Origin of the sequence: Arenibacter aquaticus, from assembly GCF_003957295.1 — a bacterium.
Classification (GTDB): domain Bacteria; phylum Bacteroidota; class Bacteroidia; order Flavobacteriales; family Flavobacteriaceae; genus Arenibacter; species Arenibacter aquaticus.
Genome location: NZ_RQPJ01000021.1, coordinates 739547 through 757640, shown reverse-complemented (window position 1 = coordinate 757640; position 18094 = coordinate 739547). Strand labels below are relative to the sequence as shown.

General features: G+C 37.9%; 14 protein-coding genes. 7 read left to right on the top strand and 7 right to left on the bottom strand.

The genetic code is table 11. The features are described 5' to 3' along the window. The first annotated feature begins 30 nt into the window (after positions 1-30). The 3 genes from EHW67_RS19005 (at position 31) to EHW67_RS18995 (ending at position 4458) form a co-directional block, all read left to right on the top strand. Positions 31-1929, top strand: a complete 1899-nt coding sequence (locus tag EHW67_RS19005) for a RagB/SusD family nutrient uptake outer membrane protein (RefSeq protein WP_126163960.1) — start codon at positions 31-33, stop codon at positions 1927-1929. A 29-nt stretch (positions 1930-1958) separates the two neighbouring features. Further along, on the top strand, positions 1959-3170 hold the full coding sequence (locus EHW67_RS19000) for a DUF5000 domain-containing lipoprotein (protein ID WP_126163959.1): 1212 nt from the start codon (positions 1959-1961) through the stop codon (positions 3168-3170). Positions 3171-3252: 82 nt separating this feature from the next. Then, the gene (locus EHW67_RS18995) at positions 3253-4458 is read left to right on the top strand and encodes a DUF4998 domain-containing protein (protein WP_126163958.1); all 1206 of its coding nucleotides are present in this window, start codon (positions 3253-3255) and stop codon (positions 4456-4458) included. 619 nt (positions 4459-5077) lie between these two features. Here the strand turns inward: EHW67_RS18995 and EHW67_RS18990 are convergent. Further along, positions 5078-6043 carry a tRNA dihydrouridine synthase gene (locus tag EHW67_RS18990; RefSeq protein ID WP_126163957.1) on the bottom strand — a complete coding sequence of 322 codons (966 nt, stop codon included), beginning with the start codon at positions 6041-6043 and terminating at the stop codon, positions 5078-5080. Between the two features lie 467 nt (positions 6044-6510). Here EHW67_RS18990 and EHW67_RS18985 point away from each other — a divergent pair, with 467 nt between their 5' ends. Next, entirely contained in the window at positions 6511-6762 is a 252-nt protein-coding gene (locus EHW67_RS18985; RefSeq protein WP_126163956.1) for a hypothetical protein, read from the top strand. Between the two features lie 13 nt (positions 6763-6775). After that, positions 6776-8029: an FG-GAP repeat domain-containing protein gene (locus tag EHW67_RS18980; protein WP_126163955.1), complete on the top strand. Its 1254-nt coding sequence runs from the start codon at positions 6776-6778 to the stop codon at positions 8027-8029. A 183-nt stretch (positions 8030-8212) separates the two neighbouring features. Here the strand turns inward: EHW67_RS18980 and EHW67_RS18975 are convergent, their stop codons facing one another. The 6 genes from EHW67_RS18975 to EHW67_RS18950 form a co-directional block, all read right to left on the bottom strand. Further along, the gene (locus tag EHW67_RS18975) at positions 8213-8863 is read right to left on the bottom strand and encodes a peroxiredoxin-like family protein (protein ID WP_126163954.1); all 651 of its coding nucleotides are present in this window, start codon (positions 8861-8863) and stop codon (positions 8213-8215) included. A 300-nt stretch (positions 8864-9163) separates the two neighbouring features. After that, positions 9164-10414, bottom strand: a complete 1251-nt coding sequence (locus EHW67_RS18970; RefSeq protein ID WP_126163953.1) for a sialate O-acetylesterase — start codon at positions 10412-10414, stop codon at positions 9164-9166. 433 nt (positions 10415-10847) lie between these two features. Beyond that, positions 10848-11405 carry a DUF1572 family protein gene (locus EHW67_RS18965; RefSeq protein ID WP_126163952.1) on the bottom strand — a complete coding sequence of 186 codons (558 nt, stop codon included), beginning with the start codon at positions 11403-11405 and terminating at the stop codon, positions 10848-10850. Between the two features lie 485 nt (positions 11406-11890). Further along, entirely contained in the window at positions 11891-12688 is a 798-nt protein-coding gene (locus EHW67_RS18960; protein WP_126163951.1) for an aspartate dehydrogenase domain-containing protein, read from the bottom strand. 195 nt (positions 12689-12883) lie between these two features. Next, entirely contained in the window at positions 12884-13375 is a 492-nt protein-coding gene (locus tag EHW67_RS18955) for a DUF3592 domain-containing protein (RefSeq protein WP_126163950.1), read from the bottom strand. After that, complete coding sequence (locus EHW67_RS18950; protein WP_126163949.1) at positions 13372-13923, bottom strand: DUF3592 domain-containing protein; 552 nt, start codon at positions 13921-13923, stop codon at positions 13372-13374. The genes EHW67_RS18955 and EHW67_RS18950 overlap by 4 nt, the downstream gene beginning before the upstream one ends. A gap of 1513 nt (positions 13924-15436) precedes the next feature. Here EHW67_RS18950 and EHW67_RS18945 point away from each other — a divergent pair. Together EHW67_RS18945 and EHW67_RS18940 are read left to right on the top strand one after the other, a co-directional pair. Beyond that, positions 15437-16882 carry a calcineurin-like phosphoesterase C-terminal domain-containing protein gene (locus tag EHW67_RS18945; RefSeq protein WP_126163948.1) on the top strand — a complete coding sequence of 482 codons (1446 nt, stop codon included), beginning with the start codon at positions 15437-15439 and terminating at the stop codon, positions 16880-16882. Between the two features lie 153 nt (positions 16883-17035). Then, complete coding sequence (locus EHW67_RS18940) at positions 17036-17974, top strand: FecR family protein (protein WP_158285148.1); 939 nt, start codon at positions 17036-17038, stop codon at positions 17972-17974. Positions 17975-18094 lie beyond the last annotated feature (120 nt).

Genomic DNA, 18094 nt, shown 5'->3' with positions numbered 1-18094 from the left:
TCCATATTATATAATCATAAAGAAAAAACGATGAATATAAAATTGATAATAAGATCTCTGATCATAACTTTAATTATATCGGGAGTTTCATGCTCCAAATATGTAGACGTTGTCCCAGACAATATCGCTGTGATTGAGGATGCATTTGAGACACGTGATTCAGCCGAACGCTTTCTTGCTACCTTGTATAGTTATCTTCCTCCATTCAACGGCATAAATAACCCTGCACTTGTGGCTGGAGATGAAATAGCAGTGAACGATAATGTGTCGCGTAACTGGGCTGGTAGAATCATCGGGCGCGGTGGACAAACTAAAGTAAACCCACATTTGGGGTATTGGGGTTCAAACAGCGTAACCAACTTATTTATTGCATTAAGGGATTGCAATATTTTTCTAGAAAATGTAGACAAACCCTTTGATATACGAGAAGATGAAAAAATAAAATGGATAGCGGAAGCCAAGGTTTTAAAAGCTTATTACCATTTTTATTTAATGCGAATGTACGGGCCTATCCCGATTATTAGAGAAAATATAGAAGTTAGTGCCGGGGTGGAGGCAGTAAGGGTTAGTCGGGATCCTGTAGACGAGGTAGCAGATTACATAGTGGAATTGTTGGATGAGGCCATGGATGATTTGCCAAAGGTAGTTGAAGATCAGGGAACAGAACTAGGTAGAATCACTACCCCTATTGCGGCAGCCATCAAGGCTCGCACCTTGATGACAGTTGCCAGTCCTTTGTTTAATGGAAACGCAGACTACGCTGGATTTACGGATGCAGACGGAAATGAATTAATAAGTACTACCTATGATGTCGAAAAATGGAACTTAGCAGCTATAGCTTGTAAAGAGGCTATAGATGTGGCTCATGAAGCTGGACACTCTTTATACAAATTTACTGGAGCCCCGGCAGACTGGTCGGACACTACAGTGACAAAGTTAAGTATAAGAGGTAGTATTGCCGAACGATGGAATGAAGAAATCGTATGGGGAGCTTCAGGTCGTACAGTATCAACCTTGCAAAACTGGTCACAGGCTAAAATTGCCCTAGATCTTACCGCAGAGACTCGGGAAAGTGTTCAGTCATACTATAATACCCCAATGAGAATTGCGGAAATGTTTTATTCTGAAAATGGAGTACCTATTGATGAAGATAATTCCTATAATTATAGTAACCGCTTTGAAGTATCTACGGCAGATGAAGCTCATCAACATTATGTAAGGCCAGGCTTTGAAACAGCAAACCTCAATATGCATCGGGAACCTCGATTTTACGCTTCATTGGGCTTTGATGGAGGTACATGGTTTGGACATGGGCAACAAAGTGATGATAACGAACTTATCGTAGAGGCGAAAAAAGGCCAAAGAACAGGTAAGACCGATGCCAACCGTTGGGGGATTTCTGGCTATTGGCCAAAAAAATTAGTGTATTATGAAAATGTACAAAGAGGTACTTCCTCAGGGTACAGTAATAGAGCTTACCCTTTCCCGGTTGTTCGTTTGGCAGACCTATATTTATTGTATGCCGAAGCATTGAACGAAGCGGGAAAAACTACGGAAGCGTATCCTTGGATCGATTTGGTTCGTGAGCGTGCGGGACTTGACGGTGTAATGGAATCATGGGCTACAGCCTCAATGAACCCTGACAAACCATCAACTAAAGATGGTCTTAGAGAAATAATCCACGACGAACGGATGATTGAATTAGTCTTTGAGGGACATCGCTTTTGGGACTTAAGAAGATGGAAAAGAGCTGCAGAATTTTTAAATAGTGATATACGTGGATGGAATGCAGAAGGTGAGAACACAGAGGATTATTACAAAGTAATAACAGTAGGTAGCTATCGCTTTTTGAACAGGGATTATCTCTGGCCCATAGCCGAGAACGACATTATAACTAATAGCAATTTAGTACAAAACCCAGGTTGGTAATATGTATGTTTTAAAGATATAATTATATTATGAAAAATTTCAAATTGTTTTGTTTAACGCTTCTCTCACTAGGTTTGGTAATTATTTCTTGTGAAGAGGAAGAGCGTGGACCTTTGGTCATTGATGGAGATTCTCCGAATGTGATAACAGACGTAACCGTTGAGAATTTGCCAGGTGGAGCCTTAATTCAATATAAGTTGCCGCAGGATGAAGATGCGCTTCTTGTGGAGGCCAGTTATTTACGAAATGGGGAGCTAATTTCAGCAAGATCTTCTGTTTTTAAGAATTTCGTTAGTATTGAAGGACTTAAAGACACTGTTCCTCAGGAGGTAGACCTTGTAGTTGTTGATAGAAGCAACAACAGGTCCGCTCCTGTTAGAGTTACAATTAATCCTCAAACCGCGCCAATAGACAAACTCTTTTCTTCCTTTGAACTGGTTCCGGATTTTGGTGGGGTTCGATTGAAATACAACAATGAGGATAATATTAAGGCCGAAATATTATTATATGCAGCCGATCCAAATGGCAACATTAGTTATAACCAATCTGCATTTATAGATAACGACAATCGGTCGCACTTTACCTATAGAACGTTTTCGCCGACCTTACAAAATTTTGGTGTAGCAGCTATAGACCGTTGGAACAACATCACGAATATAAAACAGTCAGAAGTTTTGCCCCTGGAGGAAATACAACTTGATATCCAGAATTTTGACAATCTTTTTCTTAATGGGGATCGACAAGATGCATTTGGATGGATAATGACCAATATGTGGAACGGAAGTATAGAGGGCGGAGGGTTTCACACCTCTCAAACGGAACCAGGTGTAACCATTGCTCCATATGACGAACCCTATCATATGTTTACCATGGATCTAGGGGTTAAGGCTAAACTAAGTAGGTTTAAGTTCTGGCAAAGACAAGGCTCATGGATTTTCACCCATGGAAACCCAAGGTATTTTGAAGTTTGGGGTATTGATGAATTACCAGCCGATAATGGGGATTCTTTTGACGGTTGGACCAGATTGATCCAAAATGGAGAAGTGATAAAACCATCAGGTGGGGCTATTGGCCTGAACAGTGCAGAAGATGCCGCCTCGGCGGCCTCTGGAGAGGAATTTGAATTTCCAATTGATGCCCCGCCTGTACGCTACATCCGTTTTGTAAACCTCAAGAACTGGTCTGAAGGTAAATTTATGCATATCATGGAAATTAATTTCTGGGGGCAGTTAGCAGACTAAAAGTAACACTGGATGCTTAATAAATGAATAAAATTTAACCAAAGCAGTCTGGATATAGCTAATCTTTAATATCTAAAAAATAATGAAAAAGTCAACAAGAATTATATATTTCGCTCTCTTGGCTATAGGCATATTTTTTGCCGTTGCCTCGTGTGAAGAAACGACCGAAACCTACAGCGAATTCACCAAAGATGGGGAAATTATATATGTAGGTACTCCTGATACCGTCATTGTCGCTCCTGGTTATGAAAAACTCCAATTTTCAATAGTAATCAATGCCGACCCAAAAATAAGCAGCGGTGTCCTACAAACGAAAGACAAATCATTTGTTCAAGAATTTGATGTGCAACGCCAAAATATTGGTCAAGACACAATACTATTTATTGCCAACTTAGACGAAGGAGAATATAATTTTGATGTCTATCTAAAGGACGATTCAGGAAATACATCTATTCCCCGAGAAGTAACCACCGTTGTTTATGGCTCAAAATATCAAAATACGCTTCTTAGTAGAAGCATTTCCGCAATTAAGGTATTTGAGAGCGAGGCGATATTATCATGGGGAGATGTCCCAAATGGAAGTATTTCAACATCTCTAAGTTATGAAGATGCTGATGGAGCTATGCAGACCATTGAAATACCCAATGATATTAATGAAACAATTTTGACCAGTTACAACTTAGGTGGTCAGATTATTGTGGAAAGTATTTATGCTCCCAGCCCCAATGCAATTGAGGTTTTTACTGCGTCATCAGAAACAGTGTTTCCAGAACAATTTCAACTAAACCATACCAACATCACAGCTCTAAGATTGCCTTTTGATGCATCTGATGGTTGTTATGTGTCCAGCTATGAAAGGTTAACCGATGGTGCAACCGGAGAATATTGGCATAGTTGCGACTCGGCTGAAGACCAATACCCTTTCGTGATGAGTTTTGATATTGGTGTGAGCGCGAATCTAAGTGGATTCAGATTAGACAAACGATCGGCATGTTGTGGTGGCAGAAGTCCTGGAGCCTACCAAATCTGGGCAACCAATGACCTAACAGGAGCAGAAACTGCTGATATTGATGCAGGGGAATTGTCAGATTGGGAAGCGGATGCAACGGCCAAAGGCTGGGTTAAATTAATAGATGTCACTGGAAACACACAAGAGACCTTTGAAGTGGAAATTCTAGAAAATGCGGAGAATTATAGATATATTAGAATAGTGGGTATTTCATCCATTAATGGAGAGCTAAACGCTAATTTTGATGAGTTTACATTTTTTGCATCCGGGGTGGAATAATTCATGACTCATGTATGGTTAAAGACTTCATAGAAAATAATTTTGCCTAGACAGTTAATTAGGTTCAATTAAAGATGTATATCGTTTTATTTGGCATCGGGAGCACTCTTTGTTTTGGTTTTACATGGATAGCATAGGTAGTAGCAAAGTGGGGCAGTTGTGAACCCAAATTCCAAAAGGAGCAAAATTTGATGAGGGTGAGATTTGCCCATACTCATATCATCCATTAAAAGTTTTGTACCCATATGACGAATGGAAACTAAATTGAAAATGCGAATAGTAATCCTAGAATAAAATAGAAGATCATTAGAATTAAAATAGAGTTTAATTGTTGAGTTATTATTAATTAGTTAAGTTGCTTAGAAGCTGTCTCAAAATCTGAGGCAGCTTTTTCTATTACATAACTTGTTCAAAAAACTGTATCCCAAACAAATGTGTTAAGCCTCAGTTAATGGCAATCCTTTGAGTATTAACCACTGCTATAGCTTGGTTCTTCGCCTCAGTTTAAATTTAATGCGGTTTTCTACACTTATATCCTAACACCCAGGATCAATATTCAAAAAAGTCAATAAGTTAAACACCACTTCCACGATCAAGCCCAACCCCAAACGCAAAGCCTTTAAAAAGCGCTCTTAACTTTCATTTCTGCATTTATGATTTGATCCACGGCCAATCTGTACTTTACAGGATTAGAAGCCTTTTTTATGGCTTTGTATGTTTTCCGTGGGTTGGAGGTAGATTGGGAAAAGAATTCCCAAAAACCTAGCATTTTCATTTTTATTGGGGTTGGTCCGGACAGGTACTCGTCATATTGCTGGTAAATAGTGTCATGAAATTCTGAAAAAATGGACCATCGGTTGGGTGGATATTCCAAAGTGTTATTTTTTATCATACTGGGTAAAAATGGGTCGGCTATCAAGCCACGCCCAATCATAAAATGATCAATACTGGGAAACCTTTTTTCTATGGCTTTAAAAGCGCTAACGCTGGTAATGTCCCCGTTATAATACAACTTGTGTTTGGTACTGCCAATGCATTTTTCAAATGCCTCTAGATCTACAGGACCTTTATAGAGCTGCTTTCCAATTCGGGCGTGAATGGCAATGTTTTTAAGCGGGTAATGATCTAAAATACGGAAGGCGGCTAGAATTTCCTCCGGGTTTTCATATCCCATTCTCATCTTCATAGACACCAAAATATCCGTTTCGTTGTGTGCTCTGTACAAGACTTCATTTATTCTTTCAGGATTGCAAATGAGACCAGAGCCCATTCCTGATTTGGTCACCATAGGGTAGGGGCAGCCTAAATTCCAATTCAATTCTTTATAGCCTAGACTTTGCACGTATTTGGCAACATAAACAAACTCCTCGGGGTCATTGGTGATTATTTGCGGAATCACCTCTAAAGTGGTGTTGTTTTCCGGTAATAAATCGTCCTGATAGGATTGCTTAATTTTCAACTTTCCATTCAGTCTAATGTAGGGCGAATAAAAAGTATCTATACCCCCAAAATAATGGTTGAAGGCATTCCGAAATCTGAAATCGGTAAAACCTTGTAAGGGTGATGAAAGTAGGGTAGAAGCCATTTTTTTATTTAGCTGGGCAAAGATAAGTTAATTGATTGAAGGTGTATGCCTAGTGATTGAATCTATAAGCCCTTTTTCTGGAATAAAACCAATGCTATATCAGCTATAATTAGGAACTATTCTGACAAAAATAATAATGTGGCATTGCTTTTTTTGGGGATGTTACCAATTAGAGCAAATAATACCAAAACTTGGTTTATGGAAACCCATTTGAGGTAAATCAAAATGATACATGGGACTTTAAATTCCTCAACATAAATTTCATTAGGCTACTCAATTTATTATTATAATAATTTAAACTCCCTATTACAGTCTAATCAGCAATACTTTTCTGGATATTGATATCGGTGGAAAAAAAGATGGTATATTGGCAGGAAATTTTTATGATTTAAATCCAGGCACTGGACGCTTCGGCCATTAAGGAAAATGAAGCCCTCTTAACCGCAATTTTAAATCCGGATGCAGCTGTGGACAGTAGGTATGCAGTGTTTAGGGTGAACAAGAAAGATGGCAGTAGTATGGAGGGATACTTGGTAAAAAGAGATGATCGTGGAACCACCCTTGGATTTATGGGAGGCAGTAACCAGTTTATCCAGACTTCGGAAATTGCTCCACAAGGATTTATGAGAGGAAGATCTTTTATGCCCAAAGACTTGATCGATAATTATTCTGGGGAACAGGTTTCGGATCTTTTATTTTATATTAAGAAATTAAACTAAACTTAAAAGTTGAATGGTACTATTAAAGAATAGACTCTATATTTTGTCATGTTTGCTGTTACTTCCTTGCAGTTTGTTCTGGGGCCAGCAAAAAAATGCTCCATCCACAACGGTGTCCTTTAATAAGTTGGAGTTGTTGAACAAATACGTTTCAGAGGGAGCCTCCATAGGGGATATTGATAAAGACGGATATAACGATATTGTTGCCGGGAATTTATGGTGGAAAGGGCCTGATTTTAAGGTGGCATATGCCTATGGCCCTGTGAAATATTTTCCCATTACAGGTCCGGGCCTAAAAGGTTATTCCACCAACTTTTTTACTTTTCCTTCCCATATTGATAGCAACCGATGGATGGATATCCTTCAGGTGGGCTTACCTGGAGTGGATAGTAAATGGATCAAGGATCCGGGAAAGAATTCCGTTTTACTCACCAAAACGGTACCCGAACCAAAATATCATAACGGCCTAGAGAATGTTTGCCATGAATCCCCAAATTTAGTGGATGTGATAGGTGATGAACAAGAAGAATTGCTTGCCTTTAGTAAAGGCTATTTGGTATTGGGAATGGCACCCTCAAAAAAGGGAGGGGATTGGACAATGCTCCCAATAAGTTTAAAGGACGAAAAGAAATTTATACAATATTCCCATGGCTTAGGGGCAGGGGATATCAATGGGGACGGACTCACCGACGTGATTGAAAGAAGTGGATGGTGGGAGCAGCCCAAAAACTGGGATAGAGCCACAGCATGGACCTATCATCCCTATCCTTTTTCTTCCGGTAAGGGCGGAGCCCAAATGTTTGCCTATGATATTGATGGAGATGGTGATAACGATGTTGTTACCGCTATGGACGGACATGGATATGGCCTTTCTTGGTTTGAACAAATTGAAGATGGCGATGAAATTACCTTCAAGGAGCATACCGTTATGACCAACAGTCCTGAGGATAACCCTTATGGGGTCTCTTTTAGCCAACTTCACGCCTTGTCCATGGGCGATATAGATAAGGACGGTATTCCTGATATCGTGACCGGAAAATGCTATTATGCCCACAATGGACGTGATCCTGGGGCGGAAGAGCCAGCGGTACTCTATTGGTTCAGGACACAAAGGCATGCCGATGGGTCGGCAGAACTTGTTCCCTATAAGATCGACGATAACTCTGGTGTAGGAAGACAGATTAGCACAGGTGATCTTAATGGGGACGGCAAGATAGATATAGTGACTTCCAATAAGAAAGGAGTCTATGCCTTTATCCAAAAATGATATAGGGAAGCACTAAGGATTATTTAGAAACAGCCAATACCATTACATTATGAAAACCTTATTAAAAAGGGGACAGCTCACCGAAGCGTCCCCTTTTGAATGTAGTTTATGGCCCTAATGAAAACCATTGCGATAATGTTGTATTGGAATGGTTATATAGGGAACAAATTTTAAATTAAGGCCTTAGGACATATTTTTTAAGGCCTTGATAATCTCATCAGGCTCCGAACGTGTTCTATAATCAACATTCACATAGCGCCATGTGACCATACCGTTACTATCTAAAATAAACGTGGCAGGAATGGGTAATATATTGGCATTACCGTTATTTATTTTTTCTAAGTCCAGTTCGCGATCTACCCGCATATGTTCCAACAGAAACTCCGGCACTTCCCAAGCAACCCCATATTGCAATGCAACTTTGGCATCTTGGTCCGACAAAACAGTGAATTCCATTTCAGCAATTTCATTTTTTGTCAGTGACCCATCAGGTACTTGTGGGCTAATGGCTATTAATGTGGCCCCTAGCGCATGTATTTCACCTAATTTGGCTTGCAAAGCCCTGAGTTGTAAGTTGCAATAAGGACACCAGTCGCCTCGATAAAATGTGACAACAAGAGGGCCTTTGTCAAGTAAGGAGTCTAGGGATATTGATTTCCCTTCTGGATTAGGAAGCTCAAAACTAGGAGCTTTTTGCCCTATTTTAATGGCATGAGCACCTTGTTGAAATTCTTTTGCCTTACTTATTATAGCGTCAACGCCTTTCATGAAGTCGGGTTTAGCTTTCCGTCCAGCTTCAATTTTAGCATCGGTTTGTTCTTTTAAGGTTTTCATTATTTTCATTTAATTGTAAATATCCAAGCCCAAAGTTACAAACATAAACCTTTTATACATTCGTTCTATATGTTGTTATAAGTATAAAATTTTAAAGTATACTGTAATTATTTACTTGGGGTCACGTATTTTACCTATACAAAAGGTGTTTAACTCCAAGTCTTACTCAAGACTGTATTGTAGACTATTTGGGAAACACAATTGATCAGAATTGTAAGCAAACGTTAAAGTCTTCATCGATAGTTTTTGCTTCAATTTTGAATCTTCCAAAAGGGCTTTGAGTAAATAGAATTTATACTCCTACATTTCCAATAATGCCTCTGCGAATGCCTTGCCAGCCTGAGCATGAAATTTAGCAGAGCCATAATAGTGAATAAAGCCACCAATAGATGCTGCACGTTTCCAAAGCGCCATTTCTTGAGGGGTAACTATTTTGGCTTTGTAGGTTTCAATATAGGCTTTTTGCTGTTCCGGTGTCATGGAACCATCTGCATTTGGGCCATCGGGGAGCTTCTTTGACAATTTTCTACCCATAATTTTCACCTCTGTTAGTTTTTGATCGATGAATCCAAGGGCATCTTCTCTAAAGGATGCGGTTTGTACAGCTACTACAGTTCCTTGAAACTCTTCCAATTCCGTGGGTGCAGCTTGGGCCTTACGGAAAAGCTGCATACGATGGTCCGAATTGTTTACAATCCTGAAAGTGCCTGGAGTATAATTTCCGTATACCCCCATAACTCCTATAACGAACGGTAGTTTGGGTGTCTCCAAATCCTTACGGATATCTCGTATGAATTGTGCCAATAATTTACTGTATTGATCATACTGCTTATCTCCAAAACTTGATGGGTAAGTAGTAAGATCACTAAAGTCGTTCCATCCTTGAAACCAAACAAAGCCCATCAATTCGTACCCCGCATCAGCATCGTAGTCTGGGTAGACACGCTTAATATCGCCCAAGACTTTCTTAACATGATCTATCATATAGCGATAATTCCTTCCTGTTGCCTCTTTTTTCTGAGCCTGAACCTGCTTTAGTTTCCCCTTTTTAGTAAATACTTCCTTCTGATAGTCGTTCATTACGTATGGCCCGGAACCCGGCGATCGGTAGTCCACACTAAGGTTCTGACCGCCCCAAGCGGTCTTGATAATTAATATAGGCCCATCGTACGATTCCTCCATTGTAATACCGAACATATACTCCGGTCCAATAAAATCGTCGGGCTTCGTGGGATCGGTTCTGCGAACCCCGTAACCGGCTGTCAATTTCCCAAAACCTTCGCCTCCGTATTGGTTCATCTTTCCATTTAGCGAAGAGATCCAAACCCTTTCACATACTTTCGGATTGCCATCGGGACCAAGCATCTTTTTGAGCAAGGGTGCAGTTTTTGGATCGTCCCCAATATAGTCAAAAGTAGAAATTCCACCGGTACCTACCATGTTGGACTGTCCGGCCATTATGTAGACTCTTAGCGGTTTCTGTGCAATGGCCTCACTGAAACAACAAAAAGTAGCAAAGACTGCGATTAGGAGTTTAGTAGTTTGTAGCATAGTTTCTTAAGTTATAAGTGTTCAAATATTTGCATTCTGTTTCCTTTTTAAACTCATGGGCATTTCCCAGAACTGAATATCGGGTGACATTTTAAGCACAAAATTAGACCGCTCTATATATAAATTATCATCATAATTATCCAGATTGGATCTATTATTGATTTTTTATCAGGTATATGAAGTATTGGTTATTAATAAAATTAGCAGGCATTTTTAAAATTGTGGGATATATTACAAAAAACGGTTTGAGAGCAATCTCAAACTGTCCATAGTTCTGTAATCTCCAGTAGTCTTGGGTACGATTGGTTGTTTTCGTAATAACCCAGTTGGCAAAAGAAAACGAAGCTGAGAGAAATCTGTAGCATTTTTTCTGTGTACAGAAAAAAAGTGATAATAACCTATATAACAAGTAGTTGGTAAACGATTTCTCCTTTTAATTTATGTCATCTGAAAAATGCCCGCCGTGTATTCCTTTTAAAAATTTTGCCTTATTGAAGTCCGATGATTTCCCCTTAGGAATAGTCAAACTTTTCCAATCCTTTCCTTTAATCATTCGTCCAATGTAAACAATTTGTCCTATGTGATACGAATAATGGGCAAATTGTCTATTTACGGCTTCAACAAGTGAATGGGATTGGTTTCTAATGTAAATTTCCGAATCAAAATTTTCTTCCTTTATAGAATTCAGCGCATCAAATAAACAATTCCATCCATCATTCCATTTTGTCAAAAGTTCATCCTTTGTTTGGATTACCGCTTCAAACTCCAAGTCTCTATTCCGCCATTCCTTTTCTCCGTCCGAGATAAGGAAGTCGGTCCAACGCGATTTCATATTTCCACATAAATGGTTGACGATTACCGCAATTGAATTTGATTGTTGGTTATATTGCCAAAAAAAATCATCTTCATTAAGTTGGTCAAAAGTTTTTTCGCCAACGGATTTATAATATTCGAACTGTTTTTTAATGCTATTCAGATATACCAATTCCATTCCCATTTTATTTTCAATTAAAGGTAGTACAAAATGTTAGTAATTGGTTAGCTTCAAGTTGTGTACACCTAATCCCGCCCGAACGCGTGGCTGAATAACAAAGACGGGCAGGTAACCGGAGGTATGGAAATATTGGCTATTAATACCGAACTTGCCAGCCGCTAGCTACTAGAAAGCTGTCGTATCATTCTTTTGGGTGTGGCAAAGTGTTGGTGATTGGACTACTATAACCAAGTAAAACCGCCCATCCCTACATAACGGCACCATCGGGCGGGTTTATTGTAACAGAGACAACAGTAGCTCTTTTTTAGTAGTAGACTTAATTCTCCTATGAGAAAACAAATTCATTGCTCCATTCCAATTTAGGAAGTCTAAAAATTCTTAGCATATACCGTATTCGTGATTACTTAAGAATGACGAGTCCTGTATTAAATAATCAGAGTTAAGTAAACATGGAGGAACATCTTTGGCAGGCAGTTGTATTATTAGTTTATTTTAACGGTGGAATTCATATTTCTAAGTATACTTACAACACTTTTAACAGCTAAAAAACTTGTTTTAGGGTTACTTGGACTTGGTTTATTCTCGGTACGCGTATAAATTTTTCCAAAATCACCTTCACAAGTTATCTCATGCATATTGCTAGTAGCGTTGGGATCAGCAACTATTTCAATATTTAAACTTTCACATTTAGACGCAAAATAAATACTTGCAGCAACATTTATATTTTTTGGAAATAAGCTTAAGGCCTCACTTACTTCACCTTCCCAAATAGTCTGAGTAGTATCAATTGACAATAGGTCGATCTTTGCGTTGTCAAAAAACGGTGCACCTTCTAAACTTTTAGGGTGCTTGGTAGTCTTTAGTTTTATAGAAGTAATTTCGTCATTCACAGCTTTTATCGCATCCAGTCCCGCAATTGCACCTACTGGTAAAATTATCTCACATTTCTTCAACTCTTTTAAAATCGCTTTATCTTGGTAAAGACCGCCTGTACTAATCACAATTAATTTCAACCCAGAACGATCAATTTCATCAAATTTCAATAGCTGGGATACAACTTCCTTATTTGCACATTCAATGATAATATCAACATCATTAATAAGATCAGAAGTAATTTCTTTTCTAAATTCTACTGGTTCATCTTTGAAATTAATATCCTCTTTATCCTTATCTATTTCTTTTCTAGCTACCACATATCCTAATTCGAAATTAGGGTCGTTAATAACCCATTTCGCAAGGTATCTACCAATATTTCCAAAACCTATTATCGCTATTCTCACAGGGTGAATTTTATTATTTGAGTAAATTATTTGATCCAAAATTATAACAAATAATTCGAATTAAAGCTGTGAATAATTAAAGCTGTGATAATCAGATAATAGAATCGGAACCTATTTATCAGATGTACCGTACCCAGCAGAATAAATTGGTGAATTGATTTCAACATGAACATTTACAATGATCATAAAAAATAGTCATTTTGCTATTACTTGATCCAATACGATAGTCATGTCCTGACTCAGTTCATAAATCCAGATCACTAGTGCGAGGGCCATAAATACCAAGCCCGCTGAAATAATGTACTTGGCATAATAGTTGGCCCCAGTAATTAAACATGATCTTGATGGGTTAATAGGATTGTAGTAGACCTTAACTTTATCTCCTTTTTTTATTTTATTGATAATCGCTACTTTCTCTTTTCTATAGGAAGACAACATATCTACATAGGGAAAAAGTTGTTTGCCAACAATTTCAGTTTCTTGACCATTTGAGTGATATATATATTCTAAATGTGCCTTATAATATATTTGCGCACGCCCATCTGAATCAGTAGAAATGTTTTCCTTTAACTCGGACTTTGTTATCGTTCCTATAGTCTGACTCCATTTTTTGGATTTTTTATCAAAAATATAGATAGTTACTCCCGAAAAGAATACAACTAACCCAATGATTAAAGTAAGGATCATGATATGGTTTTTATTTTTTCTGTTATATAATTTGGGGGGTGTTTTCTACCAATATAGACCCAATAGACAATCAATAAAGGAAAAATTAGTAATGCAATACCTGCTCCAATATCTTTTAAGTTAATGTCATATTTTATAATGGATGACTGCTTTGGGTTTTTGGGGTTAATATAAACAATCACTTTATCCATTTCTTTTAGTTTCATGTAAAGTGCTCTATGAAATTTACTTTGATATTCTTTTTCCACATTAAGTCCAATATTGGAATTCGTATAATAATTTCCCTCATAATAGAAGGTGTATTGAATATAACATACTTCAATTGGAAATACCATTGATGCCTCTTTTGGCATATTGGGATTTGGACGGCTCAAAAGTTTTACCGACTTAATTTCCGCAACACTTTTCTCCCAGTGAAGTTTATTGTTATCCAATAGTATAGCAATTGGTTTGTATAAATAATAGCAACTGAATATTAGTTGAAGAATTAATAAAATAATTATTGCAGTAAGCCCTAAGATAGATATGACTTTTACTAATGGACGCATAATTATTGTTAACGGTATTTAATATGGCACACAGCCATATGTATAGTTTTGTATTATTCAGTCGAAACTGAGTTTCTATGCAGGGGAGCGTTTAAAGTTAGCCAAATTTTGGTAATGGGCTAAATATGAAATGGTGGGCTTCCAATTTTAGTAGCTTTTTTAAAAATAGGACTATATAAAATTGGATTGTACAATGCATTGGAAAAAGCCCGTTGTGTTTCAAATCCAGTTCCCTTTTTGTTTTTGGGCAAAACAGCCACAGTCCTTTTTAAAAATAATAATACGGATGATTTATTATCAATTAATTGATTTAGGTAAACTTAAGTATTGTAGCGAGGACGAGAGTTGAACTTATGACCTCCGGGTAATGAATTCCAGACAGACATTTTAAAACCCCTAAATACAGGGCCTCCCAGACACTGTTATTTGAAAATGTGTTCGAAAAACGTGTTCAGTTTGTGATCACAATTAATAATAATTTTGAGTAGCAATTTAATCAATTATTTATAATCCCTCACTTTTAAACCGTTTTGTTTAAGAAAGGAAACCGTAAGAATTATGGCAACCAAAAAGCTATCAATCAACACATCTGTAACCTTACCTATTTTAGGACATCTCTAAAATAGGTTCGTCCATCTAAAGAACCACTTAAGAGGAGAGCGTTAACTTTGTTGTTTTCCAATTTTCTGCATTCATTTGGCAATGTGTAAAATCGACTGTTAAATTGTTATTTGTTCTTGGCACCAATGGTAACGGCTATGGTGTAGCCACAATTTACTAGTTTTTCTTCCTCGAAATCAATTTCAGAATCCCCAATTTTGACAACTTTTATTCAATTTGAGACTTTAAGTACCTCCATTGCTTTTAAAATCATATCCGTAACAAGTCTTCCATTTTTTTGCATCAACCAAAGTTCCCAATGTGTCATATTGCACACTTTTTTTCCTGTTCATTTTATCCAAAAGAAAACCACCTTATTTATCATTACTACAGACCAAGGACGTGGGTCGGTTCTTTTGGATAGATTGAAAAGTCATGGATCGGCGTACAAGAACTCGGATCAGGTTTGAATAATTTTTATGGGGCCTGGTGTAATCGCCAAAGGTGAAATGATAAAAAACGCTCAATAACACAGTAATCAGTTGGTTGCTCTATTTTAAAGTTTTTAAGAATAGGGGAGACTGAAAAAGCAATGAGGCAAGCCATAGATTTAGAACCATTACTTTGCACTAAGCAATTTTAGAGTTTGTGCTAGAAGGGAGTTATATAGCTCCTTTTTTTAATACTACGCTGTGACTTTTATTAACTGCTTGTCGGGGAGTTACTTGAATCTTCCTAATATTTAAAATTCTATACTCTTCTTAATAAAGCTTCCTTAAACAAAACCCTCACTTTGCAAAGGAGTAGATATGGTCTACTCTTATTTGAAGGTTAACCTTAATTTAATATAGATTTTATTACGTGTACCCCCCTTTTTCATTGACTATAAAGTAAAGAAACTTAAAAACACATTATGGAAAACCGAAGAGCATTTATAAAAAAAATGGGGTGGGCTACCGGCTCATTATCCCTTTTGGGGACAACCAGCCTTCTGGGATGGCAAAATCCAGTATTATGGCGTAAGCCCACGAGGGTCAAAGGAAAAGTAGCAAGTAATAAAAAGGGATTGCCCAAAGTCGCAGTCTCTGATGGAGAAACAGTTATTTTAACTGACAAAAATGGAAATTTTGATTTTTGGAGTTCAAGCCAACAACCCTTTGTTTTTGTTAGTCTACCGGCAGGATACCAAATTGATCAACTTGCCAATGGGTCGGCATCATTCTTTAAACCTTTGGATTTGAAAAGTCCAAGCAACGAAATCTTATTCCAACTCAAACCTGTTCAACAAAGGGATGACAAACATAGCCTTTTAATATTGGCAGACCCTCAAATTCAAAATGAATATGAAGTCGAACAATTACTTAGCATCTCTACCCCCGATTTTATCCAAACCATTAAGGAATTGAACGACCCCAACACTTTTGGTGTTGGTTGTGGGGATTTGGTTTATGATCAACTGCAGTTATTTGATGACTACAATCAATCCATTAAGGCCACTAACATTCCTTTCTTTCAGGTCGTTGGAAACCACGACATGGATTATTTGGATTCACGTACCGATCAGGTATCCACTAGAACCTTTAACAACCATTTTGGACCATCATACTATTCCTTCAACCGTGGGGAGATCCACTATATAGTGTTAGATGATGTTTTCTTTACTGGAGTAAAAAGGGAATACATCGGTTATATCACCGAGAATCAATTGGCTTGGCTCGAGGAAGACTTAAGTTATATAGAAGCTGGACGAACCGTCATACTTTGCGCCCATATTCCAATATTTCATGTGAAAAACAAAGCACATTTATATGAATTACTATCGCCATTCAAGACTCATATTCTCTCTGGACATACTCACAGGATAAACCATTATTTTGAAGAAAATTGTCACGAACACGTACTTGGTGCCGTTTGTGGGGCATGGTGGAGCGGTCCTATTTGTGTAGATGGCACTCCAAATGGTTACGGGGTCTACCAAGTTAACGGCAGCGACCTTTCGTGGTATTATAAATCCGTAGGGAAAGACAAATCACATCAATTTAGATTCTACGAAAGAGGAATACATCCAGAATTCCCTAATTCGTGTTCCTTGAACATCTGGAACTGGGACTCTAAATGGAGTGTCTGCTGGTATGAAAATGGTGAGCGTAAATCCCACGTAAGAAGAGTAAACGCTACCGACCCTTTGAGTACAAAACTACATATGGGGAATAAGTTGCCCGAAAGAAGACCTTGGGCAGAACCTGCCGTCACCGACCATATGTTCTTTTTTGAACCAAGTGATGTTAGCAATATCACTATAGAGGTTACCGATAGTTTTGGCAATACATTTGTTGAAACCGTTTCTCCCAACAAATAAGATCAGAAGAGCAGCCTCCTACAATTGTTAGCTAATGGTTAAGCAAATTTAAGCTTTATCAAGAAAACGTTAACAGTACACAGAATTGGCCTTCCATAGTACGTGGAAAGGCCTTTTTTATTGACTTGATAACAAGGACCGAAAATGATAACTATGATCGACCGGAAACGATTTCTGGAACTAGTTGAAAAACACCTAAACCGTAACTGCTCCAAAGCCGAAGAGGCGGAATTGGAAAAGTATTACCATGTTTACGGGCAACGACTGTTTGATGAAATAGACCAGCGTAAAATCAGATTGCAAATATCCCAGCGCATTATGGCTCATGCCAAAAAATCAAAGTACAGCTTGGATGAAAAACATAAGAGAAGAACTTTACTGCGTGTGGCAGCTTCTTTATCAATTCTATTGGTCCTTGGCATGTCATCAGTGCTATTGTTGCCAATAAAACAAGTTAAATTTATAACCGTAGCTTCAAATCTGGGTGAAAAAACACAAGTTACACTTCCGGACAGCTCATCGGTCACATTAAATGCAGGAAGTAGAATTACCTATCCTGAAACCTTCAATGGGGATACACGAGATGTTCAATTAAGTGGTGAAGCATTTTTTAAAGTAACCCATAATCCCGAGCAGCCTTTTATAGTATCAACAACTGGGCTCAATACCCGAGTACTGGGCACATCTTTCAACATCAAGGCATACGAGGACAATACAGAGGTTAAAATCAGTTTGGCAACCGGCTCAATTCAGATTAGTCGTTCCGAAACAATTTTAGCAACCCTAGAGCCAGACCAACAAATGATTTTTGACAAAACTTCAGAAAATTATTTGGTTGAAACACATAGTACCAGTAACGATACATTTTGGCTCTACAATATTATAAAGCTTAACGATCATTCTTTCAGTGAGACATTAAAAATTATGGAACGATGGTTCAATATAAAACTTTATGTAGAGGAAATAGATGAAAACACGGCAAAGCGAACTATCTCAGGCAAATTCATCGACCCCACGCTAGAAGAAGTCATACAGAGTTTGGAACTGTTATGCGGTTCTAAAATATCTTATAAAAAAAATGTGAAACTCTAAAACCAATCTATCTATGAAATAAATGTCGATCTAAATAAAAAAAAGCCTCTTCTGCGACAACAGAAAAGGCCCGCACAACTACATATTCACCAAATACATAGTATGATATAATGAAACCAA